At 35.7% G+C, this 26,600-nt stretch carries 24 protein-coding genes; 2 read left to right on the top strand and 22 right to left on the bottom strand.

Annotated elements, in window-relative coordinates:
• Positions 1–290: 290 nt before the first annotated feature.
• Entirely contained in the window at positions 291–446 is a 156-nt protein-coding gene (locus C3K47_RS19620; RefSeq protein WP_165784731.1) for a hypothetical protein, read from the bottom strand.
• Positions 447–1,022: 576 nt separating this feature from the next.
• The gene (locus C3K47_RS17595; RefSeq protein WP_243392577.1) at positions 1,023–1,439 is read right to left on the bottom strand and encodes a GIY-YIG nuclease family protein; all 417 of its coding nucleotides are present in this window, start codon (positions 1,437–1,439) and stop codon (positions 1,023–1,025) included.
• A 633-nt stretch (positions 1,440–2,072) separates the two neighbouring features.
• Between C3K47_RS17595 and C3K47_RS17590 the strand changes: the two genes are divergently transcribed.
• Both C3K47_RS17590 and C3K47_RS17585 read left to right on the top strand, forming a co-directional pair.
• The gene (locus C3K47_RS17590) at positions 2,073–2,891 is read left to right on the top strand and encodes a porin family protein (protein WP_103790481.1); all 819 of its coding nucleotides are present in this window, start codon (positions 2,073–2,075) and stop codon (positions 2,889–2,891) included.
• Between the two features lie 798 nt (positions 2,892–3,689).
• Entirely contained in the window at positions 3,690–4,802 is a 1,113-nt protein-coding gene (locus tag C3K47_RS17585) for a Fic family protein (protein WP_103790480.1), read from the top strand.
• Positions 4,803–5,329: 527 nt separating this feature from the next.
• On the opposite strand, the gene rfbB is transcribed toward C3K47_RS17585, so the two are convergent.
• The 20 genes from rfbB to C3K47_RS17480 form a co-directional block, all read right to left on the bottom strand.
• The gene (gene rfbB, locus C3K47_RS17580; protein WP_103790479.1) at positions 5,330–6,385 is read right to left on the bottom strand and encodes a dTDP-glucose 4,6-dehydratase; all 1,056 of its coding nucleotides are present in this window, start codon (positions 6,383–6,385) and stop codon (positions 5,330–5,332) included.
• A gap of 3 nt (positions 6,386–6,388) precedes the next feature.
• Entirely contained in the window at positions 6,389–7,234 is an 846-nt protein-coding gene (rfbD, locus tag C3K47_RS17575) for a dTDP-4-dehydrorhamnose reductase (RefSeq protein ID WP_103790478.1), read from the bottom strand.
• A gap of 3 nt (positions 7,235–7,237) precedes the next feature.
• The gene (rfbA, locus tag C3K47_RS17570) at positions 7,238–8,134 is read right to left on the bottom strand and encodes a glucose-1-phosphate thymidylyltransferase RfbA (RefSeq protein WP_103790477.1); all 897 of its coding nucleotides are present in this window, start codon (positions 8,132–8,134) and stop codon (positions 7,238–7,240) included.
• 823 nt (positions 8,135–8,957) lie between these two features.
• The gene (locus C3K47_RS17565) at positions 8,958–9,653 is read right to left on the bottom strand and encodes a WecB/TagA/CpsF family glycosyltransferase (protein ID WP_103790476.1); all 696 of its coding nucleotides are present in this window, start codon (positions 9,651–9,653) and stop codon (positions 8,958–8,960) included.
• 20 nt (positions 9,654–9,673) lie between these two features.
• Complete coding sequence (locus C3K47_RS17560) at positions 9,674–10,639, bottom strand: glycosyltransferase family 2 protein (RefSeq protein ID WP_103790475.1); 966 nt, start codon at positions 10,637–10,639, stop codon at positions 9,674–9,676.
• A gap of 31 nt (positions 10,640–10,670) precedes the next feature.
• Positions 10,671–11,732, bottom strand: a complete 1,062-nt coding sequence (locus C3K47_RS17555) for a glycosyltransferase (RefSeq protein WP_103790474.1) — start codon at positions 11,730–11,732, stop codon at positions 10,671–10,673.
• A gap of 13 nt (positions 11,733–11,745) precedes the next feature.
• On the bottom strand, positions 11,746–12,717 hold the full coding sequence (locus C3K47_RS17550) for a glycosyltransferase family 2 protein (protein ID WP_103790473.1): 972 nt from the start codon (positions 12,715–12,717) through the stop codon (positions 11,746–11,748).
• An 82-nt stretch (positions 12,718–12,799) separates the two neighbouring features.
• Entirely contained in the window at positions 12,800–14,149 is a 1,350-nt protein-coding gene (locus C3K47_RS17545) for an O-antigen ligase family protein (RefSeq protein ID WP_133159412.1), read from the bottom strand.
• 100 nt (positions 14,150–14,249) lie between these two features.
• Positions 14,250–14,873 (bottom strand): acyltransferase, encoded by a 624-nt coding sequence (locus C3K47_RS17535; RefSeq protein ID WP_103790470.1) that lies wholly within the window; start codon positions 14,871–14,873, stop codon positions 14,250–14,252.
• Positions 14,870–16,378 (bottom strand): glycosyltransferase family 4 protein, encoded by a 1,509-nt coding sequence (locus C3K47_RS17530; RefSeq protein ID WP_103790469.1) that lies wholly within the window; start codon positions 16,376–16,378, stop codon positions 14,870–14,872. Before C3K47_RS17530 ends, C3K47_RS17535 begins: the two co-directional genes overlap by 4 nt.
• A 24-nt stretch (positions 16,379–16,402) precedes the next feature.
• Complete coding sequence (locus tag C3K47_RS17525; RefSeq protein ID WP_165784730.1) at positions 16,403–17,689, bottom strand: O-antigen translocase; 1,287 nt, start codon at positions 17,687–17,689, stop codon at positions 16,403–16,405.
• 1 nt (position 17,690) lies between these two features.
• On the bottom strand, positions 17,691–18,296 hold the full coding sequence (locus tag C3K47_RS17520; RefSeq protein ID WP_103790468.1) for a DapH/DapD/GlmU-related protein: 606 nt from the start codon (positions 18,294–18,296) through the stop codon (positions 17,691–17,693).
• Entirely contained in the window at positions 18,286–19,422 is a 1,137-nt protein-coding gene (locus C3K47_RS17515; protein WP_243392576.1) for a DegT/DnrJ/EryC1/StrS family aminotransferase, read from the bottom strand. Before C3K47_RS17515 ends, C3K47_RS17520 begins: the two co-directional genes overlap by 11 nt.
• Positions 19,397–19,879, bottom strand: coding sequence for an acyltransferase (locus C3K47_RS17510; RefSeq protein WP_103790467.1), 483 nt, complete (start codon positions 19,877–19,879; stop codon positions 19,397–19,399). The genes C3K47_RS17515 and C3K47_RS17510 overlap by 26 nt, the downstream gene beginning before the upstream one ends.
• Positions 19,876–20,259 (bottom strand): sugar 3,4-ketoisomerase, encoded by a 384-nt coding sequence (locus tag C3K47_RS17505; RefSeq protein ID WP_243392575.1) that lies wholly within the window; start codon positions 20,257–20,259, stop codon positions 19,876–19,878. The genes C3K47_RS17510 and C3K47_RS17505 overlap by 4 nt, the downstream gene beginning before the upstream one ends.
• A 35-nt stretch (positions 20,260–20,294) precedes the next feature.
• Positions 20,295–20,708, bottom strand: a complete 414-nt coding sequence (locus tag C3K47_RS17500; RefSeq protein ID WP_103790465.1) for a sugar 3,4-ketoisomerase — start codon at positions 20,706–20,708, stop codon at positions 20,295–20,297.
• Between the two features lie 22 nt (positions 20,709–20,730).
• Positions 20,731–21,402, bottom strand: a complete 672-nt coding sequence (locus C3K47_RS17495; protein ID WP_103790538.1) for an acyltransferase — start codon at positions 21,400–21,402, stop codon at positions 20,731–20,733.
• 1 nt (position 21,403) lies between these two features.
• A complete protein-coding gene (locus C3K47_RS17490; protein WP_103790464.1) occupies positions 21,404–22,789 on the bottom strand; it encodes a nucleotide sugar dehydrogenase in 1,386 nt (461 codons plus the stop codon).
• A 154-nt stretch (positions 22,790–22,943) separates the two neighbouring features.
• Positions 22,944–25,262 carry a GumC family protein gene (locus tag C3K47_RS17485; RefSeq protein WP_103790463.1) on the bottom strand — a complete coding sequence of 773 codons (2,319 nt, stop codon included), beginning with the start codon at positions 25,260–25,262 and terminating at the stop codon, positions 22,944–22,946.
• Positions 25,263–25,421: 159 nt separating this feature from the next.
• The gene (locus C3K47_RS17480) at positions 25,422–26,219 is read right to left on the bottom strand and encodes a polysaccharide biosynthesis/export family protein (protein ID WP_103790462.1); all 798 of its coding nucleotides are present in this window, start codon (positions 26,217–26,219) and stop codon (positions 25,422–25,424) included.
• Positions 26,220–26,600: the final 381 nt, after the last annotated feature.

Raw genomic sequence — 26,600 nt, 5'->3', positions numbered from 1 at the left:
GGTTATAAGACCCTATCATACAAGGATTGTCATTTTTTGGCAATCCTTTTTTTGTGTCATCCTGAGCGGAGTCGAAGGGCACCCCGAGCGGAGTCGAAGGGCGCCCTAAGCGCAGTCCAAGGGTATTTCTGTTTGTGCTTCGTGCCCCCTGCTTCGACAACGCTCAGCATAACCGATGGGCTGGACCGCTTAGCATGACAGCAATGGTCGTCACCCTGAGCGGAGTCGAAGGGCTCCCTAAGCATAGTCGAAGGACCACATTATATTTTGTACTTCTAACTTTGTACTTCTTACTTTTCTATCTCCCTAAGCACAGTCGAAAGGTATTGCTGTTCGTGCTTCATGCTTCGACTGCGCTCAGCATGACAACGCTCAGCATAACTGCGCTCATGATGACAACAACTGTTATTGTCACCCTGAGCGGAGTCGAAGGGCACCCTGAGCATAATCCTAAGGCCACATTGTACTTTGTACTTCTAACTTTGTACTTCTTACTTTTCTAGCGCCCTAAGCGCAGTCGAATGGCCATATTGTACTTTGTACTTCTAACTTTGTACTTCTTACTTTTCTAACACCCTGAGCGCAGTCGAATGGCCATATTGTACTTTGTACTTCTAACTTTGTACTTCTTACTTTTCTGTCACCCTGAGCGCAGTCGAATGGCCCCCTAAGCATAGTCGAAGGGCCACATTATATTTTGTACTTTTAGCTTTGTACTTCTTACTTTTCTATCTCCCTGAGCGGAGTCGAAGGGACCTGCTGTTCGTGCTTTTGCTTCATGTTTCGACTGCGCTCAGCATGACAACAACTGTTATTGTCACCCTGAGCGGAGTCGAAGGGCACCCTGAGCATAGTCCTAAGGCCACATTGTACTTTGTACTTTTAACTTTGTACTTCTAACTTTTCTATCACCCTGAGCGGAGTCGAAGGGCACCCTAAGCATAGTCGAATGGCCACATTGTACTTTGTACTTTTAACTTTGTACTTCTAACTTTTCTATCACCTTTTGTGCGCTTGAAGGGCTACCTTTTATTCTTATAATGACTCTTATTCTTACATTCCGACAAACCCTTCAACTCGTCCCACTTATCCATAATAATCGACTCTTTCTTCTTTCGCGACCAACCTTTAACCTGTTTCTCAAACTCAATTGCAGCCATTGGAGTGTAAAATACCTCCCAAAAGACTAATTGCACAGGCCTTCGTGAAAACGTATAGCTTTTTTCGTCCTTTCCTTCATTATGTTCCAATAAACGATTTTCAACATCATTGGTAACGCCCGTATAATAAGATCCATCCGCACATAGCAGAATATAAACATACATTAACTTCATCGGTAGAATTTTGTACCAATCAATATAACAAAAGGCTTTTAAAGCCCCAAGGCTGCGACTTCGCTCATGCTTCGTGCTTTTTCGTGCTTCGACTGCGCTCAGCATGACAACAACAGTTGTTGTCACTCTGAGCGGAGTCGAAGGGTGTAATCCAATTTAGTATTCAATATCGACTTCGCTCATGCTTCGTGCTTTTTCGTGCTTCGACTCCGCTCAACATGACAGCACTCCTTTTTGTCACCCTGAGCGGAGTCGAAGGGACCTGCTGTTAGTGCTTCGTGCTTCATGCTTCGACTGCGCTCAGCATGACAACAACAGTTGTTGTCACCCTGAGCATAGTCGAAGGGCCACATTATACTTTGTACTTCTTACTTTTCTAACACCCTAAGCGCAGTCGAAGGGATCTGCTGTTCGTGCTTCATGCTTCGACTGCGCTCAGCATGACCGACGGGCTGGACCGCATAGCATGACAGCAATTGTTGTCACCCTGAGCGGAGTCGAAGGGCGCCCTGAGCGGAGTCGAAGGGCCCCCTGCTCTGAACAGTGCTTCAACTTCGCCACATTGTACTTTGTACTTCTAACTTTGTACTTCTTACTTTTCTATCTCCCTGACATCGTTTACCTATAAAGTACTGAATATGATTAGAAGGCCCAGTATTTGTATATCAGCACTATAGGATATTGTACTATTAATTATTTCATATACCTATTAGTTATTTCTAACTGATCAATTTAATTATGAAAAAAGCTCTTCTTATCGTATTCATGCTTGCCTTGTTGGTTAAAAATGGCAAAGCACAAATGACTGAACACAAACTTTCATTGGGAGTAAACATTGGTTATTCAAAAGCGTTTATGGATACTCAACAAAGCGATGTTAATTTAGCCTTTGGCGGCAGCGCTGAAATGTATATTTCTCCATACATCTTCGTTTCCGGAAATTTCAATCATGGTAAATTGTCGCAGTTAAATCCTGATAAATATGGACGCGGATTTAACACCCTGTTTAACCAATTCAATGCCAGCGTGAATATAAAAAGCGGTATTTTCTTTAAACCTGATTTTCGTTCCGCTTACTTGCCCTGGTACCATATTTACTTAGGTATAGGAGCAGGGGCAATTGTTACGCAAACGAACAATGCTAATTTAGTAGCACCCGACGCTAGTCAGTCAATAGGAGGGGTACTATTAAAACAACAGGCTGTCTTGCTTCCAATTAACCTGGGAATAGATTTTAATCTCCTTGGCTTAAATTATGACACTCCCTATTCGATCAATTTAAATTATCAGCATAATTTAAGTTTTAATGATAACCTGGATGGCTACAATCCTGCCTTTGATAATAAATACAAAGATGCCTTTGGAGTGATCACTATTGGATTCAGGTATAATTTCTTGCAACGCGCTTTCGTTGCTAAAAATAAAGAGGGTAAAGCTGCTCCTCAGCAGGTGCAATATGTATGGCCTAACGGTTCAACAGAAAAACGCGATACTATTAGAGTTGTGCATATGTTTTTACCTGAATGGTCTTCCGCACAGGATACGGTTAAAAAGTAGCTGTTGGCGGTTAGCTAATAGCAGTTGGTTATTAGCGGAGCACAAACCATATTGTATTTTGTCCTTCTAACTTTGTACTTCTTATTTTTCTATCACCCTGAGCGGAGTCGAAGGGCTTATCAAATCATTATTAATATAATACAGTTCTTTACCGTCTTTAACAGAAGTAAAAAGTGGATATGTTCATTTTTATTGCAAAAATGAACACGTACTATAGAAAGCGTTATGAAATGAACAAAAGAAACAAACATGTCCATTTTTTATTAAAAAATGAACATGTTTGTCGTGTTTCAGCTCTTCGACTGCGCTCAGAGTGAGGTGCTTCCGTGATTCGTGCTTCGCTCTTGACTACGCTCATGCTTCGACTACACTCAGGGTGACATCGCTCAGCATGACATTGGTATGTGTCACCCTGAGTGTAGTCGAAGGGTCTGACAAATAGCATTTACAAATCCGAAAGAGCCTGTGGTGTACTTTGTACTTCTTACTTTTCTCCTGCTCTGGCGTATTTGCAACGCGTGCTAAATACTGGTTAGTGTACTAGCTTTATTGTTTTCAAGTATAAGTTGGCACAAGCCACATTGTATTTTGTACTTCTTACTTTGTACTTCTAACTTTAACAAAACATGTTCATTTTATAACAAAAAGTGGACATGTTTGCTTTTGTGTCCATTTATTGGCACTTTTCAGAGTACATGTTCATTTTGGGGTAAAAAATGAACATGTACTCTTTTCTCACTCCCAAAAAACACTTATCTTGCAACATGTTCAGTTTATTAAAAAATATGAACACAATATATGGCTTACGACCGATTACTTCCCTTCAATAATTTACCCTTATTACCTCCTGATGCCGGTATTGAAAATGATGTGGACATTTTAAAAAAGTTGGTTACCGCATCAAGGGCCCTGGCTACGATCAACGCCAGTGTTTTACGCTTACCTAATCCCTATATGTTGGTTAATACCATTGCTCTTCAGGAAGCGAAGGCGTCAACAGCCATTGAAAACATATTTACCACCGAAGACGAACTTTATAAAGCTGTATCCAACTCTTTGCAAGAAACGAAAATCAATATTGGAACGAAAGAGGTGTTACGTTACCGGGAAGCAATGTGGGCAGGGTATAATTTAATGAAGCATAAAGGCCGGATCGATTTGGATAGCATCACCGGCATTTTCAGGCAAATAAAAAATTCAACGGCCGGTTTAAGGTCTCCCGCATCGTTAACGGTGATCAATAGGGGGCAAAGTGAGTTTAGGGCGGGTGAGATCATTTATACTCCCCCCAGAGGTGCAGGTATACTGGAAGGTCTGATGGAAAACTTATTGGAGTATCTGAATGATGACGAAAAATTCCCGGCAGATCCCTTACTGAAAATGTGCATTGCTCATTATCAGTTTGAAGCCATTCACCCCTTTCAGGATGGAAACGGCCGAACCGGACGAATCTTAAATCTCCTTTACCTGGTTAATAAAGGTCTTTTAGGACAACCGGTGTTATACCTGTCGAAATACATTATTCTAAACAAGGAGGACTATTACTATAACTTAGGGATTGTTACTCAAAGAGGTTCATGGAAACCCTGGATATTGTACATGCTGGAAGCCGTGGAAAAAACCTCCCAATTGACCAGCCAACTGATTAATAAAATATTAGCCCAGATGGATGCAACGTTCAGCTATGCTAAACCCTCAATTAAATGGTACAATAAAGAGGTGAATGAATTAATTTTTAGCCAACCTTATATTAAGCCCAAATTGATAGGGGATACATTAAGCATCAGTTCAAGAACTACGTTAACCAAATATTTCAGTGAATTGGTTGAGCTGAAAATCCTTAGTTCTGTTAAAGATGGTAAAGAGCTCTATTATATTAATAATGATTTGATAAGTATTTTGGAAGGTTGACCCATTTGACTGCGCTCATGCCTCCTGCTGTTGGTGGATTAGTGGGCAGTTAGCCATTAGCTGTTGAGGGAGCGGGCTGTCATGCTGAGCGTCCTAGCTGTCATGCTGAGCGAAGTCGAAGCATGAGCGTAGTCGAAGCATGAGCGTGCCTGTCATGCTGAGCCCGGCTGTCATGCTGAGCGTAGTCGAAGCATGAGCGAAGTCGAAGCATGAGCGTAGTCGAAGCATGAGCCTGGCTGTCATGGAGCGGGGCTGTCATGCTGAGCCTGGCTGTCATGCTGAGCGTCCCTGTCATGCTGAGCGTAGTCGAAGCATGAGCGTGTGGCATAAGCTGTCAATCCAAGCGTAGCCGAGGATCGAAGGGGCAAACCAATAACTTAGGATTAATTAGTAGGAGCGGGGAATTAAAACAAAACGCGTAAAGTTGAACACTTTACGCGTTTTGTTGAATTAGTGAGACACCAATAAAAAATGTAATTTTCAGAAAAGCCTTTATAGCAAGACTAAAATCAATCTTTACTACAGGGCTAATACTGTTTTTCGTAATATTCTTTATATTCTCCAGTTGTTATATTATTCAACCATTCTATATTTTCCAAAAACCAATCAACAGTTTTCTCCAAACCTTCTTCAAATTGAAGGGATGGTTTCCAACCTAATTCATTTTGAAGTTTAGTTGAATCAATGGCATAACGAAGATCGTGACCGGCACGGTCCTTAACAAAAGTTATTAGTTTTGCTGACTCACCTTCTGAACGACCTAGCTTATGATCCATAATCTTGCAAAGTAATCGGATCACATCAATGTTTGTCCATTCGTTATGCCCACCCACATTATAGGTGCTATAGTTTTTAGCATCATGGAAAATAACGTCGATTGCTCTTGCATGGTCTTCAACAAATAACCAATCACGTATATTTTCACCTTTGCCATATATTGGAAGTGGCTTATTGTTCTTAATGTTGTTGATACAAAGAGGAATCAGTTTTTCCGGAAAATGGAATGGACCATAATTGTTGGAGCAATTTGAAATTACTACCGGTAAACCATAAGTATCGCCATATGCTCTTACAAAATGGTCGGAGCTTGCTTTTGAGGCCGAATACGGACTATGTGGGTCATAAGCTGTTTTCTCCGTAAACATTCCTGTTTCCCCCAATGTACCATACACTTCATCTGTCGAAACATGGTAAAAGCGTTTATCGGTCATCTCATTTCCTATAACAGGTTTCCAGAGATGCTTTGCAGCATTTAGCAAATTAACCGTTCCTATTACATTAGTCATTACAAAATCCAGAGGATTTGTAATTGAACGATCTACGTGCGATTCGGCAGCCAGATGGATTACTGCATCAAATTGTTCTATTTGAAAGAGTGCATTTATAAACGTAGCGTCAACTATATCGCCTTTTACAAAGCGATAATTGGGTTTTTGTTCGATGTCTTTTAAATTTTCCAGATTTCCGGCATAGGTCAGTTTATCAAGATTTACAATAGTTGAGTTCGGGTACTTATTGACAAATAAGCGAACCACATGCGAACCTATGAATCCGGCTCCGCCCGTAATTAATATCTTTTTCATTGACTAAATCAATTCTAAACAGGTCTTTAAACTATCTTTCCAGTAAGGAATTTCTATTCCAAATTCTTTTTTTATTTTTTTCTTGTCCATTACACTGAAATGAGGACGCTTGGCTGGAGTCGGATAATCCGATGTAAGAATAGATTTAACCTTTGGGGTAAGATTCCCATATTCAAAAATGGCCTTTGCAAAATCAAACCAAGAAGCTACTCCTTCATTGCTGTAATGATATATTCCATATTGAGGGTTGTCCTTATTCAACATAAATAAAATTGCGTTTGCTAAGTCAGCTGCGTAGGTGGGTGTTCCAACTTGGTCAAATATAACGCCTAACTCAGGTCGTTCATTACCAAGGCGGAGCATGGTTTTTACAAAATTGCCTCCAAACGTGGAATACAACCAAGCTGTTCTAATAACAAAGGTTTTGGAATTTAAGGTCAATACCAATTGTTCTGCTTCTGCCTTGGTTTTGCCATAAATGCTTAATGGATCAATTTGAACATCTTCAGTATAAGGAATTGAAGATGTTCCATTGAAAACAAAATCTGTCGAAACTTGAACCATCACTGCATTATTCGCAGCACAAGCTTTTGCTAAGTTCTCTGGACCAGTTACATTGATAGCATAAGCAAGCTCTTGCTCTGTTTCAGCCTTATCAACAGCCGTATAGGCTGCGCAGTTGATGCATGCATTAATATTATTAATTTTAAAAAACAGATTTACTGCTTCTGGCACGCAGATATTCAATTCAGATACATCAGTAAATAAAAATGTATGTTGGCTTTTTTTTGCCAATAACCTTAATTCGTTACCTAATTGGCCGTTTGCTCCTGTTACTAATATGTTCATTGCCTATCCTAGTATAATTTCTGACTGAAATAATTCGCGTTCTTTTATAACATTAAGTAAATATTGCCCATAACCACTTTTTTTCAATGGTTCAGCAATATTTTTAAGTTGTTCTTTTGTAATGAAATTCATTAGATAAGCAACCTCTTCAATACAGCCAATTTTTAAACCCTGGCGTTCTTCAATTACCTGAACAAATTGTCCGGCCTGCATAAGTGAAGCGAAAGTACCTGTATCTAACCAAGCAGTACCACGATTCATGATACCAACTTTCAATTTTTTGCGTCGCAAGTATTCTTTATTGATATCGGTTATCTCGTATTCTCCACGAGCTGAAGGTGCCAATGATTTGGCAATTTCGACAACATCATTATCATAGAAATACAGTCCTGGCACTGCGAAATTTGATTTCGGTTGCAGAGGTTTTTCTTCGATAGAAATTGCATTTTGCTCCTTATCAAATTCAACTACTCCATAGCGCTCCGGATCTGATACATGATAAGCAAACACAATTCCTCCGTCAGGTTCTTTACAACTTTGCAATAATTCAGTTAAACCGTTTGCATAAAAAATATTATCACCTAAGACCAGCGCAACCGGATCAGGACCAATAAATTCTTCCCCAATAACAAATGCCTGAGCTAAACCATTTGGTTGTTCCTGAATTGCATAGGAAAATTTACAACCTAGTTGCGAACCATCACCAAGTAAACGTTCGAAATTAGGTAGATCATGAGGTGTTGAAATAATTAAGATCTCTTGGATACCCGCCATCATCAAAGTTGATAATGGGTAATAGATCATTGGTTTATCATAAACAGGCATCATCTGTTTGCTCATTGACAATGTTAACGGATGGAGACGTGTGCCAGACCCTCCGGCGAGTATTATACCTTTCATTAATTAAAGTAGTTTAAATGGTTGAAGTTTAATGTTCAAAGGTATGATGAGATAAAGACTTCACAAAAACACTTTGAGTGGCAAGCTTATATTTTTTTTTGAATAGAATCGAAGTGATCTACAAGAAGTTAATAAATTTGAGTGTCCCTCTGCTTTGGACATTCAACACGTCTTTTTGTCCCTTTATAGACTTTTATCAAAAAAGCAGGGGTGCCCGCTTTTTTATTCATATTTATTCATCACTTCAAAACCATGCTGCTACAATAGTTTTACTTTGAGGAATAGTTGAACATCGACTTCCGTCATTTCTTTTACCAACGCAAACAACAACAGTGTTCTCGGCCAGATAAAGTTTTCTGTTTTATTAGAGCTTCGAAGTGAAGCTAAACGAACGCTTCGAAGAACCAAAGCTTGCTACAAGCAAATTTCTGGCAAAAACTGGCATAGACTCACCATGACAACCTTTGAACATTAAAATTATTTTCTAAATAATTAAAGTACTTTTCTGTATTACTAGAAGAGGAACTTGTACCGCATTCAGTATAAGTAATATTAATTTTTGTGCAACTATTGAATTTTGAATTACCAATTATGGTTTGAAAAAAGCTTCATCTGGATCATGAGTATTTTAAATAGTTTGGTGTAAGCATTATTGTTTTTAACCTCATTTAGGATATATTCTACATAATTGTTAGTTAGTTAAAACCATTGAGAACAAGTATATATTTTAAAAGGGATTCGCCTTTTAAAATTAAAGTGGCGAAATCTAAATTCTATAATCTAATATATAGTGCTAAAATATCTAGCTTATGGAAAACTAATGCTATAAAGATCTTCTAAAAAAATAAAACCTAAAAAAGAATTTTGGGTAATCAATAAAATATCGTTTAAAGAGCTTAGGTTCATCTATTATTCTATATATCCATCTTATGTTTAATTTATCAAAAAATACAGGATAATAGTTTTGACTTTTTGCCATTTGATGTAAATACCCCCCACAAGTTAATCCATAACCATTCCACCCTTTATTTTTTAACTCAATTAAAAACCTTTCCTGGTATGGAGTACCCATACCGCATATAACAAGGTCAACTTTAAGATCTAGAATTTTTTGATAACATTTTTCTTTTTCATAATCTGAATTGAAATATCCGTTTCTAGTGAAATATATCTTTACATTGTGTTTTTGTTCAATATTATTGACAGCTTTTGCTATATATTCTTCTTTTGTGCCAATTAATGCTATTCTTAAATTATTTTCTTTTGCATATTGGAAAATCTTTGGGGCCAAGGAAGTTTCATCGAAACTGTATCGCGTATATTTTAACTTCAACGTTTTATTTAGTTTATTAACTAAGGAAATACCATCAATGCACCATTGGTCTACTTCTTCTGCAATTAAATGTTCATTTATTAATAATAACATTGAAAAAGGATTAATAAATGAAGTAACTCCTTTTTTTAATTTGAAATTGGCAGTTTTCGAGATTATTTTACTCCAAGGCTTAGTTTTGTTCATATAAAAAAGCAATAATTTATTTAGCGGGATATTCCCAAAAACATATTAATTGACTTTCTTGTCTTTTTGATATTTATATAGGTGTCAGCAAATATTCGAAAAAGACGATCAGGAAGAAATATTTGAAGAAATATTACAAATGCTAAATTAGGATTATAGCATTTTTTAAATAATGCTTGTAAGTACAGATATAAGGACTTGTCAATTCTTCCTTTTTTTGCAAATCCTTTTGCTACAACCCAACCAAGATCACCTTTATATGCTCGATCCGTAATAATATGACGAACACTTCTAAGCCAAGCTTCCCTTGATTCTGAGGTGTATTTAGATGAAACACGGTTTAAATCGTAAATATCAAGACAAATTGCTCCTGGCGCTGGCAGCATTTGAAATTTTGCACCTTCGTTAAATAATCTAATTGCAAAATCTGTATCCTGACCATAAGGAAGGCCTTCTCTATATAGAACCTTTTTTGCCATATAAGTAGGAAGAACCAGCGTGCAAGTAGGGATAAATCCCCTATAACATAATAAATATTCTGACATTGGTTCGTGCGCTTGAATTGCTCTTGGGGGCTTTATAAACTGATTACCATTTCCTCTATCAATTATTATTGGGCTGTAAATAACACAATCAGGATTATATTGAATAGCTGTCTTAGCATTTGAAAGATGGTCTGGTAGAAATTTGTCATCTGAATCAAGAAATGCTATGTATTTACCTTGAGCTGCTTTTATACCTGTATTTCTAGCAACAGTAGCTCCGGAATTTTTTTGATATATATATTTTAAACGTGGATCTTGAAACCCGTTTACAACTACTGCGGAATTATCTATTGAGCCATCATCAACAACAATTACCTCAATTTTTTCCTCTATAGTTTGAGTGAGTACCGATTCTATTGTTGAAGCAATTAAATGTTCTCTATTATAGAGTGGAATAATTATTGAGTAAAAAATCTCATTATTTATATTACTATCTGGCATTTGTAATTCGTAAAATGTTTGTAGGGTTAATCTATATTGAAGTCACTTGGTCGTATACCTTCACAAGCTTTGCAACCACATCTTTTTTATCATTATTTATGTTTACATAGTTAAACATGTGATTTCCCCAATCTTCAAAAACAGTATGATTATCTTTTTTTAGGTTTATAGCATATTTTATTTTTTCCATAAGCTGGAAAGTATGCTCCCTATTGTTAGTATAATTATACGTTAATAAATGATTTTTTTCCTGTATATCAGATATTGTACCTATCTCGGGGCATATAACGGATTTATTGTAAGAGAAAGCTAGAATAACTGTACCAGAATTTAAGCTACTTTGAATGTCATATGGCAAAACTAATAAGTCGAAATTTTTAATATAGCTGCTTATATCATTATCGGATATAAATTCTAAATGAAGAGCTATATTTTTAATATCAGCTGAGTAGGATAAAAGATGTTGCTTATATATATCATCAGACGGCTTCCCTGCAATGGTTAAATTTATATCATCATAAAATATCTTTACAACATCAATAAGAAGTTCAATGTTTTTATATGGCTTTATTGCTCCAATAAATAATAGATTCAGTTTATCTCTTGAATGAGTTTCACATTCCCTCTTACTTCCTCCGTATATATTAATATAATTAGGGTGTGGGATATATTCTATTTTTGACTTAATTTTTTGGTTTGAAATTGATAGAAAATCTTTAGAAATTTTACTATGTATAATAATTTTAGAGGAAAAGATTGTTAATAAATTAATAAGAAATTTACTTAGAATCAAAAGCGTCCCCTCATGTGGAATTTTATTATGCATTGTCCATATAATTTTCTTACTACATATTTTTAAAATAAAAAGTATTATAATTTTTCTTATAAATTCGATAGTTTTTTCAAAAACATTTTTTGAATACAGGCTTTCATACCAGTTCAAATGAAAAACTTTAACACTTCGAAATAATTCAAATTGAGTAAGAACTTTATGCAATGGATATGCATATATCTTATGATCTTCTAATAACTCAACTAAAATTTTGGAGTATTTATTAGTATTATGATCAGTTGGTGAAAAGGCAATTTTCATTAGATTCGTTTACTTATGATTCCATTTTATACATTTCGTTTGCTTTTTTTCTGCTTACCGCCTTAAGTAAGGCAAATCCTATTTCAATGAAGCTGATTTGAAATTTTTTTCTATTACGATACCATAAAAAGGATTTTACTAATAAGTTTTCATGCATTGATTTAGTCATCAATGCTATTTTTCTTTTTTGTAAATATTTTTTAAATAAAGAAGCCAAATCATTGTAAACAATTATTTCATTTGGTGCGTTGGGTTTTTCTTTTAAGAAATTAGTTAGCCAATCTTCATACAATACATTTGCCTGCATTTTTAACAGATCGCTGCCTGAAGAAGTAATTGATAAACTATTACTTCTATAATTAAATACAGGAGTATTAGTATGTGCAATACCTTTATTTTTCGATGCAATATAGGCTGTAATATCATCAGAACCCCATGCTAATGGTAAATGAAAAAAGCCTCCCTGGCTTTTTAATGAATTAGTATTATACACAAAGTCAGAAATAAATTGTGAGCGTTTCTCCGTTATACGATGCCATATATTGTCATAAACATTCTCTAATTCAGGCCATGAAGGAGTGAGCATAATTACATTCCCAAGTTCATCTATAATTTTGGAACGACAATGATAAACATCCATGTTGGGATATTTAGATATTAAACAATTAAATTCAGAAAGGTAATTCTCATCTAATCGGTCATCATCTCCCATAATCAGAAAAAAGTTACCAGTTGCTTTAGTTAGACCATAATTCCAATTGTTGACCAGAAGTTCAGCACCTACATTTTTTGAGTTTTTATAATAACTTATTCTTTGATCTTTAAACCCATTCACAATGTCTTCTATCGGCTCTGGAGAACAATCGTTAATAATGATTAATTCAAATTCCGTGTACGTTTGATTTAATATGCTTGTAATACACTCTTTAAAAAATTTGCTTTTGTATGCAGGGAGTACAATTGAGAATCTATTTTTTAATATCATATTTAGAAAACTAATAAGCTATGTGAACAATAAAGTTAGAACTGACAACCTTAAAAGTTTAATATTACAGCTGGACTTTGTATTAACATTTTAATAAGACCGGATTTTCTTGTTTTATCATTTTTGTTGTAAATACATTGTCAACTTGGGTTATAAATGAAATAACAATAAAATATATATGTAACGTTCGCATTTCTCCAGTTAAGAGGATAAAGAGGGTATACGCGAAAGTAATTGGTATTATAAAATTTTTTATTTGAAAAAAACTTTTGGATTTATTGGGGTATTGAACTATCCCCAAAAAGAAAAAGATATACCCTAACAATCCTATTAATCCATTGGATACGAATACTTGAAAAAAGAAACTTTCGAATCCTAGAGCATCAGCATATTCAGATGATTCCATAAAAGTATCAATTGCATAAGGACCATAACCTAAATAAAATGATTTAGAGATGAGTTTTTCATATATAAAATTGAATTGATCAATTCTCATATTAGTGGTGCTACCCCCTTTAACCGAGTTAACCAAAATCCAAAAGGAATATGCTATTAGTAATGCAAAGGGGATTAAATTAATTATAAGTTGGTACCGTAATAGTTTATTTCTTCCTAAAATTTTATTTTGATTTTGAAAAATTAATAATACAATAAGGATTAATAAGCTTATCCAACCTGATCTTGCCTGAGTATACAATACATTGATTAAAACAAGCAGAGAGACTAAGACAAAAAAGACATTGGACACAGTTAGTATTTTTTTTGTCCAGATACTATTTACTTTAAAAAATATAACTAGTGAATAAAGTAGGATCAACCACATTGAATAGGAAATTGAGTGCCAACATGTTGATTTTATTCTATCTGAAATACCTAGCCCCAATCTATCCTCTGCTAAATAAGTAAAATTTCTTATGTCTAATTCTCTTTCTAGTGAAATCCAAAACATATTTGATCCTATTATTATTTCTAAAACTCCAAAAGCCGTCATAAATAATAATACTGCTATAAAGCCTTTGATTGTAAATTGCAAATCTGATCGGGACTTTATGCAATTGTATAATAGTATTCCAGGCAAAAAATTGATTATAAAGAATTTAAAAACTAAAATAATAGACAGTGGAACTTGTTCAATCCCTCCAGAATATAGATATGATGGGGCAATGAATACGAGTAAGAAAACTATTTCTTTTTTATATGGAAAATTATATAAAATCTTACTGATCTTCAGCCTGTTTGTGATTAGACAATTAGCTAAAAGAATGAAAGTTGCCAAAACGTTGATACTAAAAAAAGTAATTCCTAAATATATTACTGATGGGAATACAATTAGGTTTATTAAGTATAAAGAAATACCATAACTAAAATTAATCCTTGAAACGATAATTTGAACGATTAACAATAGCATTGCTATTTCTTTGATTGACATCATGAATGTAGAATTTGTTAGAAAAATTTAATTATAGTAATGCAATTAGCATTTAAAAAAGTGTCTAAATATTAATCTCTTAATAAGACTTTAAATAACCTAATTATCTCATCAATACTCTCATGGGATTGCCAACCACAATAACATCCGGTGGGACATTTTTTGATACAACAGTGTTTGCTCCAATGATTGAATTTTTTCCAATTGTTACACCTGGTAAAACAGATACATTTTCACCAATCCAAACATTTTCTTCTATGATTACTGGACCCTTTGAATATAATGGTCTTTCAACAACAATAGTATTAAGGTTTTCCTTTGAAGTATCCCCATGAGAATGATCTGTTATTAAGACATTACTTCCAATTAGAACATTGTCTTTTATTAAAATTTTGTTAATTGCGGCTACATGACAATTAAAATTAAAACTTACATTATTCCCGATTTTAATTTTGGGTTGGTATACTTTATTTCTATAGGAATCTATTGCTTCTATTCTCAATCTTGGATGTGAGTGGAAGTTTTTACCAATTATTATATATTTTCCTCCTTGCAAATAAACCGGTTTACTGAATGAGGGATTTGAACATTCCTTAAAATTAAATTTTATCCAATAAGAATAGAGTTTGTTTCTAAATACAATATACTTATAGTGGGTTATATTGCTATAAATGAAGTTTAGTAGCAAAAAGATCCAATCGATTATTTTTATTATTCTTTTTTTCATTTTAAAAATTCAATTATTTTTTTTGAGGATTGATGAATTTTATTAATTAATCGATCAATAAATACATGAGTGGCTAATTTGAAATCATCTCTAAATAATTTGTAATTAATTGTATTCCAGATTATTTGATTGTGGTCATGTAAGAAATGAATTTCCATGTCTAAATAAAGGGCAGTTACAGAATCAAGATTAATAATGGATTCATGAGTGAAATTCTCTGAAACAGGTCTTTTATTTGTTAGAGTATTAAGCAACAACTTGCTAAATTCATAGGGAGTTATAACAGAATTTTTTGTTAGCTCGATGTTCTGTGCTCTAACCAATTCGTTATTAACCAATTCTTTAAAAGAGTGTAGAAAGTCGTTTACATTGGTTTTTACCAATGTGTTAGCATTATTTATTTGCAGAAAATCTTCTGTATCATTAAAACTATATAATTCAATATCAGTATATCCAATAATCGGTTTGTTATTCACTGCGGCAAATTGACTCATTAATCCACCAATCATTGGAAAAGTATTAATGTAGATATCAATATTTTTAATCACTTCATTAATATCTGGACGATTACCTAATAATATAAAGCGATTTTCTAATTTGTGTTTTTTAATAAAAGATTGAATGGGTTTATCATTACCATTTCCCGCCAACAAAAAAATAACATCTGGGTTGTTATCTAAAAGTTCTAGTATCAGATTTAAAAAAAGCCCATTTCTGCCATATATTTTATAGAAGCTAGAGCCTGCAAATGCAAAAATCTTGTTTTCTTTAAGTATAGGAAATCCTAAAAAATTGTTTTCATTTTGAATAGGGTAATATGGTTGAAACAAAAGTTTGTTTATATCAATTTTTCTTTGATGAATGGATAAATAGCATCCATATTTTCTAAATTCTAAAAAATAATCAGTTGAATATTTTCCCAACCAGTATGCATGATCAGTTAAATTGATTAAGAATCGATCTGCGCATTTAATTCCATTCCAGATCGTAAAACCTAGTATGTCCCAAGGTGAAAAATGCTGGAATACGTATTGTGGTCTAAATCTTTCGATTTCTTTTATTGTGCTAATTACTTGTGAGCTAAAGGATATCGAAGAGTCAATTTGAAGGATTCTCGTTTTTGAATAACTTTTTAGCTCATCCAAAATATCTTTACCAATATGAGTCTTAGGGGTAATAAACAATAGCTCACTATTCCAACCAATTATAGCCCTAAGATATTGTTGAGTTAAACCTCTATTATCTTGAGCAAATGAATCATAAAATACAATACGGTTGACTACTGGGTTAAAATTAATACTATCAGGAATAACAGACTTACTGATTTTTTCTACGATCGACTCAAGCTCATCATCACTATATCTGAAATTATATTTATAACCAATACGGGCAGCTACTTCACAATAGTTGGATGCTTTTTCAATCTGACCCAAGTTAAAATATCGGGTTGCGCAGTTTTTAAAAAAGTTGTACTGAGCTATGATTTTCTGTATGGTAAGTGCCATAATTTTAAGTAGAAATTCTAAATATTATGATTTACTAAAGATTAATTTTCTAAAAACGATCAGCATAACTATAAAATGCATTAAATAGTTTAATGCATAACCAATGGTAGCCCCCATATTGCTATAAATATTGATAAATAACGCTGATAAACCAACCAGAGACAAACTGAATAACACTTCCGTGATGATGAATAGTTTAGTCATAGACTTCGCGACAATTTGGTAGCCTAAAAGCCATGAGCAAATTTTAAAAAAATCGCCCAGTAGCTGAAATGCAAAAAGATGCTCCATGGCTGTGAAGGCTTTATTAAACAAAGCATGAATAATAAAATGACGGAACAGGTAAATACAAACAGTAGCTATGAGCAGAGGGGGGACAATTAACTTATAGGCAGAAAATATTTCACGCCTCATTTCCCAATCTGTTTTGATTTCAGCCATCCGGGGTAAGTAATAAATGGCTAAGGATGAAGTGATCACCATTAAATACATACTTGATATTCGGTTCATCCCCTCCCATATACCTGCTTCCTCCAAGGAAGTATGGTTAACCATATATCCCCTGATAATCAATTGGCTGACAGGGACTATGGCCGCGCTAATTATTGCCATAAGCGAATAACTGGCTAGTTTCTTACCAGCTGTTTTGCTGAATCTACCCAGAAAGTTTTTCCTTGAGAACCAATTACATCTGATTGCAAAAAATACTGTTACCACAAAAACAACGGATTGGTATGTCACTGCTGCTAGCAATGCCCCATATATGTTATAGTAATAAGCCAGGGAGGTCGAAAATAATAGGCTTACCAAGCTCCCGCTGATATTAACCCATACATATTTTTTATACTGCTTATAGCCGTTAAGTACAGAGAGCAAAATTGCATTTAAAGCGTAAAGGAAAATGGTAATACCGAATACAATTATTACGGACTGATACTTGATGTCCTTCAGGATTATTCTAGTGAAATAGGCAGAGCCTCCCACCAGTATAAGAGCACATAATAATGAGAGTACAAGAGTGATCCATAATGCGGTCCTCAGAAAAACGTTTATTTTCTTCTGAGAACCTGCATTTTCAGCTACATATTTTGTAACACCTGTATTTATCCCTCCTGTAGAAAGGGTCAGAAAAATAGTGGAAAAATTATTCAACTGTCCTAGTAAGGCAACACCAGCTGGGCCTATTATTATAGCTACTGTTTTCACGCTTACAAAACCTGTGAGTATACGCACGAGAGTAGCCATAGCATTTTGAGAAAAAACCTTGGTAATGTCTTTATTTAATACAGTCTTGATTTTTGCTATCACCATTTTACAGTTCTTTGATTACTTTGCATGGATTACCTCCAGCTATTACATTTGCTGGTATTGATTTTACTACTAAAGACCCATTGGCTATCACAGTATTATCACCAATAGTTACACCTTTCAGTACAGTCACATTTGAGCCTATGAAAACATTATAGCCAATTACAACTGCGGCGGTTTTAGGTAAGCCTCCCATTCTTTTGTCCGGAGCTAAATCATGAAAGTCACTATCATAAGCGCAAAAGTTTAGACCAATCAGAGTATTCTTACCGATTGAAATTCCTTCACCTTCAGAAATTAGGCAAGAATTATTGTTTAAAAACACACCATCCTCTATTTTTATTTTGGATTGCTTTTTACGTACTTCAAAATAGGCATAAGTACTAAAAAGGGAAGGAGATGATGTTACACCTATAGTTACAGTTCCGGAAATTTCTATTTCTCCCAGACCCTGAGCTAATAATGCTTGATTTAATACGGGCTTACCCTTAAAATTTATGCATGTTGATAGTAACCTGTACTTTTTTATAATAATCCACCTAAGCAAAGGGTATAATAATTTCTTTATAATTCTTATCCTTGCCTTTTTTAAAAAAAGACTAAAATCCATTGATCACTTTTATAACTATTTTAATTTCATTCTCAGTCATTACTGGGCTTATTGGTAAACTCAATACTTCATTATGCAATGCCTCAGAAATAGGGAAGCTCCATGCATTCAATTCTAAATAAGCATCTTGTTTATGTGGTGGAATTGGGTAATGAATTACAGTCTGAATTCCATGATTAGAAAGATATTCTTGTAATTTTTCCCTTTCTAAAGTTCGAATTACAAAAAGATGAAATACATGATCCTTAGTGTTTGAATAATAAGGAAGTTGAATTTTAGGATTGTTTATGCCCGAAATGTATTGAGTTGCAATTTCACATCTTCTTTCAGAATCTTTATCAAGATTATTCAACTTGACATCCAAAATAGCTGCTTGTAACTCATCCAAACGACTATTTGGACCTTTATAAATATTATGATATTTTTTATGAGAACCATAGTTTGCAATAGCTCGAATGGCTGTTGCCAATTCATCATCATTGGTAGTTACAGCTCCACCATCACCTAAAGCTCCCAGGTTTTTGCCCGGGTAGAAAGAATGTCCGGCTGCATCTCCAAGATTGCCGGATTTTCGACCATCCTTAGACACTGCTCCATGTGATTGTGCCGCATCTTCGATAACTTTTAAGTTATGTTTTTGGGCAATCGCATTAATGGCTTGCATATCACAAAGCTGTCCGTATAGATGGACTGGTAAAATAGCCTTGGTTTTGGGGGTTATATGTTCTTCAATTCTAGCTGGATTGAGATTGAACGTTTTTTCATCAGGTTCTACTAAAACAGGAATTAAATTATTCTCAGAAATGGCAAGAATACTTGCTATATAGGTATTTGAAGGAACGATAATTTCATCACCTTCATTAAATACACCCAGTTCTTTATAGGCTCTGATTATGAGGATTAAGGCATCCAATCCATTGGCTACTCCAATGCAATGTTTAGTTCCGCAGAAATCAGCATAGTTTTGTTCAAAGCGTTTTACTGCTTCGCCTTGTATATACCAGCCTGAATCAAAAACCTGATTCATGGCTACCTTAATCTCCTTTTCGTATTGTTGATTGACTTTTAATAAGTCAAGAAATTTGATCATTTTCTTAAATTCACTTTTTAAGCGTTTTACCTTCATTAGTTATATTGCCTTTTTGTTCAGCAGGGTTGCCATACCAAATTGTATGTGGTGGTACATTTTTAGTAACTACGCTTCCTGCGCCAATTAATGAATATTCACCTATCTCTATTCCTGCCAGAATAGTTGCATTTGCTCCTATCGAAGCTCCCTTTTTAATCGTGGTTTTTGCAAATACCTCGGGATATTGCTTTGATCTTGGATAAATGTCGTTGGTGAAGGTCACATTAGGTCCAATAAATACATCATCTTCAATCGTCACTCCATCCCATACCTGCACTCCAGGTTTGATTGTTACATTGTCGCCAATATTCACATCGTTTTCAATGAATACATTGAAGTTTATGTTGCAATTGCTACCAATTTTGGCACCTTTAAGGATTACGCAAAACTGCCAAATCATTGTATCGTTACCAATTTGGTCGGTCTGTACCTCTGATGTAGGGTGTATTGTCATTTTACTAACTGCAAGTACTCATTGTAATCTCTAACATAATCCGACGGATCATAAGTATGAGATGCAAACACAAGACAAATAGATCCTGATGAAAAATTGATTTCTGATGCCCAAATGCCCGGTGGAATATGTAAGCCCATGTAAGGCTGTTTTAACTGAAAAAGACGTTGGGTATGCCCATCATTTGCTAGCACCTCAAAACTACCGCTTGCCGCTATCAAGAATTGATGACATTCCTTATGAGCATGGGCACCGCGAGACTCCCCTCCGGGAATATCGTATAAGTAAAATACCCTCTTTACATCGAAGGGTATTTCAATGTTATTATGAATTGGTGTTATATTACCTGACCTATTTTTTATTTTGGGAAGGGTAATCATGCTACAATCAAATACAGTAGGTGTTTTTTCTAATATCATACAACCAATGATTTAAAAGTATCAAAATCTCTTACATAATCATTTTCATCATAAGCCTGATCAGAAACGATCAATGCTAAAGAATTCGTGGAGAAATTTTCTAAGCTTCTCCATAGCATATTGGGCAGATAAATGCCATAGTAAGAACGGTTGAGACTAATTCTTTTCTCAACTTTTCCATCTTGTATCACAACATCAAAACTTCCCGAAAGCGCCACAATGAATTCCTGTTGTTCTTTAAAGGCATGGCCGCCCCGAAGTTCCCCTCCTGGTACGTCATAAATCCAATAAGTTCTTTTTATCTCAAAAGGGATCTGTTTATTGTTTTCAAAAAAAGAAAGGTTGCCTCGGTCGTCTAGGATTTTTGGCAAATCAATTAATTTTACATTAGAGAGTTGATTTTCTTTCATGACATACTTTTAATAATTTAAATCAATGTTCCCACGTTATATTATCCTTTAATATTCTAATAGGGTTTCCGCCTATAACAATATTCTCCCTATTGATTTTTTTCTTAACAATTGTGTTTGCGGCTATTACAGAATTATTTGAAATAATAGAGCCTTTTAAAATTAGACTGCGGCATCCTATCCAAACATTGTTTCCAATTCGTATTTCTTCATCGGAATTTAAAATTAGATTATTGTCATCTTTTATTTTATGAAAGTCAGTGTCCATTATCAAAACGTCCCAAGACAATAAACAAGCATTCCCAAATTCAATTTTTTTAGATGAAATAATAGTACTTTCAGCGCTTATTTTAAAATTTTCTCCCATGATTAAAGTTCCGTTTTCACCAACTGATATCTTTGATCCATGCCCAATATTTGCTTTGCCTTTAAAAAGTACAATTCCTTCTACATCCCAAATACTTCTTGATTTTTTCTTGTCAAATATCCCTACATTTCCATATCCTATTTCGATCATACCTGGTTTTATTTCGCCTTCTATTAAAACTTTTCCTTTAGCTTTTAATAAATAAACCTTATTGGAGATTAAGAAAGGAAGCTTTACCGCTTGCTTTAAAGACAAATATTTAAAATTGAAATAGATTGATTTTAACGTAACTTTATTAAGTTTCTTTAAGATTTTTACCAATTCCATTTTACAATCTCCCATCTACCAATTCCCTATCAATAAAGGCTTTGGTATCGAAAATAACTGTGTTATTACGTTTGAACTTCTTAAAGTTGAAATTTTCAAATTCTTTGTGTGAAACAGCAATAATAATGGTGTCGTACACTTCGGTTTCATTCAACTTGTTTTGGATGTCTAATCCATATTCATGTTTTACCTCTTGCTTGTCGGCCAATGGATCGTGAATATCCACTTCCAAACCAAATTGCTTTAGTTCGTGGTAAATATCTACCACCCGGGTATTCCTTACATCAGGGCAATTTTCTTTAAAGGTTACACCCAGAATTAATGCTTTAGATCCTTTAATTACTTGTCCGCGATCGATCATTAGTTTTACTACCTTGTTGGCTACAAACATGCCCATCATATCGTTCACTCTTCTCCCTGAAAGTATCACTTGAGGGTGATAGCCCAAACTTTCGGCTTTGTGGGCCAAATAGTAAGGATCAACGCCGATACAGTGACCGCCTACTAGCCCCGGTTTGTATTTTAAAAAGTTCCATTTGGTGCCAGCTGCTTCAATTACATCGTTGGTGTCAATGCCCATTCGATCGAAGATCAAGGCCAGTTCATTTACAAATGAAATATTCACATCCCGTTGAGCATTTTCAATTGCTTTTGATGCTTCCGCTACTTTTAAGGAAGGTGCTTTATGTGTACCTGCTGTAATGATCGATGCATATAGTTGATCAACCTCTTCAGCAATTTCAGGAGTGGAGCCGGAAGTTACTTTCTTTATTTTGGTAAGGGTATTTACTTTATCTCCAGGATTAATGCGCTCCGGGGAATAACCGCAGAAAAAATCCTTGTTGAATTTCATACCGCTAACTTTTTCCAGTACAGGTACGCAATCTTCTTCTGTACAGCCAGGATAAACGGTGCTTTCGTAAATAACAATATCTCCTTGTTTCAACACCTTGCCTATAGTTTCACTGGCCTTTAACAATGGCGTTAGATCAGGTTTTTTAAACTGATCAATAGGAGTAGGGACGGTAACGATGAAGATGTTACAGTTTCGAATATCGTCGAGCTTGGAGGAAAAAGAAAGTCCATTGCTCGATAAGGTTACTTTTGGAAGTAACTCTTCGTCATCGCAGTCCTCGACTACCTTTACCCTTCGACTACGCTCAGGGTGACAATGGTCTTCGACTTCGCTTAGACTTACAGTAGAATTAAGAACAGCTTGCAAAGTGACTGTTTCCACCTCCTGGGTACGGTCGTAACCGTTATTGAGTTCTTCAATACGTTGCTGGTTTATATCAAAACCTACAACAGGATATTTTTTTGCAAATTCAATTGCTAATGGTAAGCCGACATAACCCAGCCCAATTATAGCAAGTTTTGGTTGATTCATTTTAGGTATGGTTGAGTTTTTTTAATTCATTTATTCCCTTCGACTTCCCACATGGTGACCTAAGAAAGTCAGGCTGAGCGAAGTCGAAGCCTCAGGGTCACCTTCGGACGTCATGCTGAGCGTGTCACCCTGAGCCCTGTCGAAGGGCGAAGCATTAGTTGGCTACATTACTTTTTTCTTCATAATAGCCATAGCCATATCCATAGCCGTAACCGTATCCATAACCATACTGGCCGCCATCTTTAATACCATTGAAAATTAAATGAAGGTTTTTGAAGCGTTTTTCTTTATACAAGGCTTCAATCATCTTCAAATGTTCTTTTGGTGTGTACTGGTGACGGGTTACATATAATGTGGCATCTGCAAAATGCTCCATAATTTGTGCATCGGTTACCAGGCCTACCGGAGGGGCATCGATAATGATGTAGTCGAACTGCTCTTTTAGCGTATTCATTAATTCCTCAAAACGATCACTAATAATTAACTCAGCCGGGTTCGGAGGTAATGGGCCGGTGGTCATAATATAATAGTTGTCTTGCCCCGGTACTTTAGAGACAAGCTCATTCACCTCAAACTGTCCAACTAAATAGTTAGATAAACCGTTCATATTAGTTAGTTCGAGGTATTTCTGTAATTTAGGTTTGCGAAGGTCCAGCTCCAGGATGATGGTTTTCTTTCCTGTCATGGCTAAACTGGCACCCAGGTTAAGGGAGATAAAGGATTTACCCTCCCCGCTAATACTGGAAGTAAATAACAGCGTTTTTAATTTACGCCCCGGAGTCAGGAACTGCAGGTTAGTTCTTAGCGCCCTTATTTGCTCTGCTAGGGCGGAACGCCCTTTTTTACTTACTACTAAAGCTTCGTTTTGCTCGTCGTATGCAATTTCAGCAAGAATGGGTGCTTTGGTTCGTTCTTCGATATCGCTGCGTTTTTGAACCTTGTCATTCAGCAGATCAATTATATAGATAATTCCGAAAGGAATGGCAAGACCCATTAAGCCAAACAATAACAGGATGTTTCGTTTAACCGGTTTAACAGGTTTGCTGCTTCCACGGGCAGCATCAATGGTACGGCTATCCGGAACGGCAGAGGCATAAGAAAGCGCTGTTTCTTCGCGCTTTTGCAATAAGAAGATGTACAGATTGTTCTTAATAGCTTGTTGACGGGTGATATCGACCAGTTCACGTTCTTTACGAGGAACCGACCGGATCATACTTTCCATGCGGGCATTTTCACTTTCCAGTTTCCTGCGGGCCGATCGAAGATTTCCTTTCAGGTTTTCGATATTTTCCGCAATATTCAGTTTTAAGCCTTTGATCTGGTCGTCCAGGGCAATGATAATAGGGTTGTCTGTACGAACCATTTTGATCGAACTTTCGCGCCTAAGCTCCAATTCGGTTAACTGCTGAATTAAGCCCAATAGGGTAGGGTCACTAATGCCGAGGGTTGCCGGTACAGTACCGGCTTTGTTCGATTTACTGCGTACGTATTGTTCGATATTGGATAATACACTTTGCTGGATCTTTACCTCATTCAACTGGGCATCATTATCTTGTACACTTTCTAAAAAGATCTTTGATTCGGCGCTGATATCGGTGATCTTCTCCCTTGATTTAAAATTCTCCACATTACGTTCCACATCACTTAGATCACCCGCTATCAATTTTAATCGTTCTTCAATGAACTGTAAGGTAATGGAAGCTACTTTATTCTTATCCTCAATGGCCGCTATATTATATTCCTTAATTAGACCATTTAACAGGTCACGGCCTTTTTGAGGGACGGTGGTATTTATTCCAATTATTAAGACCGATGCCATTTTGTTGGTGGATTCAACTGAAAGACTGGATTGTATACCTTCAACAACATTACTTTCTGGCGCCACCTGAATACTGAGGCTTTTTATATCGGTATTTTTACCGGTTGTCTTAAGTATTAAGGTGCCAAAAGTGGTGTTTACGATTTTATTTAATGTTATTTGTTGGCCGTTTAATACGGCCGATCGGGCATCTTTAATCGTTACTTCAAGCGGCTGCTTGTAAATGTTTTCATTTGGATGGATCAATTCCAGTCTTAGCGGACTTTCTGTGTATAGGTCTTTTTTGCGAAGGCCCTCGCGTACCCGGTATTCTATGTTAAGATGGAGGTCATGGACTACCTTCTCAATTATGGTATACGATTTAAGAATTTCGATCTCATTTTCTACCACTTTGTTCGATGAAAACATGTCCAGAGATTTTAAAATATCATCCTGTCCAAGTCCTTTTTTATCATCTTTAATAAGGATACTCGCTTGAATGTGATATTCGGGGTTTTTAGAACTCAGGTAAAAAAAGGCGACAATAATTGATAGCACAAAAGACAAGGCAAACCATTTCCAATAAGCCAGGTATTTAAATAAGATGGCTTTTAGATTGATGTCTTGTTGCTCTTCCTGCTGAAAGAAGAAAGGATCCATATTTGGTTGATTCATTTCTTATTTTGGTTTACTATCTCATGAAGCATTTATTCAATGCTAAATGTCAAAGGTTTCAAATTCTTTCTAAATAACACGATTTAATGGTGCGGACTTTTAGCTACCTGCTTTACCCTAAATAAATGGTCTTGGTTGGTAATAAAAGTTTTTACGTAATTACTTCATAAAAGTTGCGAAGATCACCGTAATTAATGACAAGCTACTGATAATAACAGGAGCCAGCTGAACTGCTCTGTCTGAGGAGGTTATTCTTCCACTGGTTGGTTCTATGTAAACAATATCGTTTGAACGTAAGTAGTAATAAGGAGAGTTGAAAAGATCACGTTGCGTAAGGTCAACTCTTCCAAATTCACGCTGTCCATTGTTTTCCCTGATCACCAATACGTTGTTACGTTTACCATAGATGGTCAGGTCGCCGGCAAGGCTTAATGCTTCAGGTAAGGTAATTTTTTCATTAGGGATGGTATACACCGATGGACGGTTCACCTCGCCCATTACCGAGATCTTATAATTAAGGATACGAACGTTCACTGTTGGATCAACAAGGAACTTGTTCAGTTTCTGGGTGAGCAGATCACCGGCAGCTTTTGTACTTAAGCCGTCAACCTTGATCTTGCCAGCAAGGGGCAACGAAATATAGCCTTCTTCGTCAACCAGGTAACCCATGGCTGGAGCACCAGCAGTGCTTTGTGTGGTTTGTTGAGAAGTTGTAACTGTTTGTACCGGGAAGGGGTTAAACATAGCGCTAGCCTCAGGGCTTAAACTGCTTACCATTACCGCTAAAATATCACCGGCCTGAATAGTGGTGATGTACTTATTGTTAATTGCGAGTTTTGTAATGTCGGAGTTTGCGTCACTTGGCTGGAAATAGGTAACCTGCTTTTGGTTTACACAGCCCGTTAATACCGCTAAAATTGCCCAACCCAACAATACGGGGAGTAAAGATCTTTTCATCAAAAATTGATCAAATTAGATTTTAAAATAGTTAGAGAACGCTGGAAATAATTCAGCGGACGAAACTATGAAAAAAAGATTAACTATTTAATTGTCTAAGGCTCTTGTTGATAAAATAACTGCATCTAGTGTGTTTGTAATTAAAAGTTTACAATGTTGATTGTGGGTTATTTGGTTGTTACAGGTGACAGGTGCTTTGAGCTTTCGGCCCTCTCTGTCTGCTCGCGCGAGAGCAGGGTCGACTATGCGTCGAGTATACTGTCTCGTCCTATTATAACTATACATCAAAAAAAGATGTATGGAAAAAAAGTTAGAACAAGACCAGTATTTAATTAGATTGCACAAGAAGAGTCGTTACGACAAGCGGCTGATTGCAAAAAT

It is taken from the genome of Solitalea longa (genome assembly GCF_002920915.1).
Taxonomy (GTDB): Bacteria; Bacteroidota; Bacteroidia; order Sphingobacteriales; family Sphingobacteriaceae; genus Solitalea; species Solitalea longa.
The sequence above is the reverse complement of the archived record's forward strand: the minus strand, read 5'-3'. Positions and strand labels throughout refer to the sequence as shown.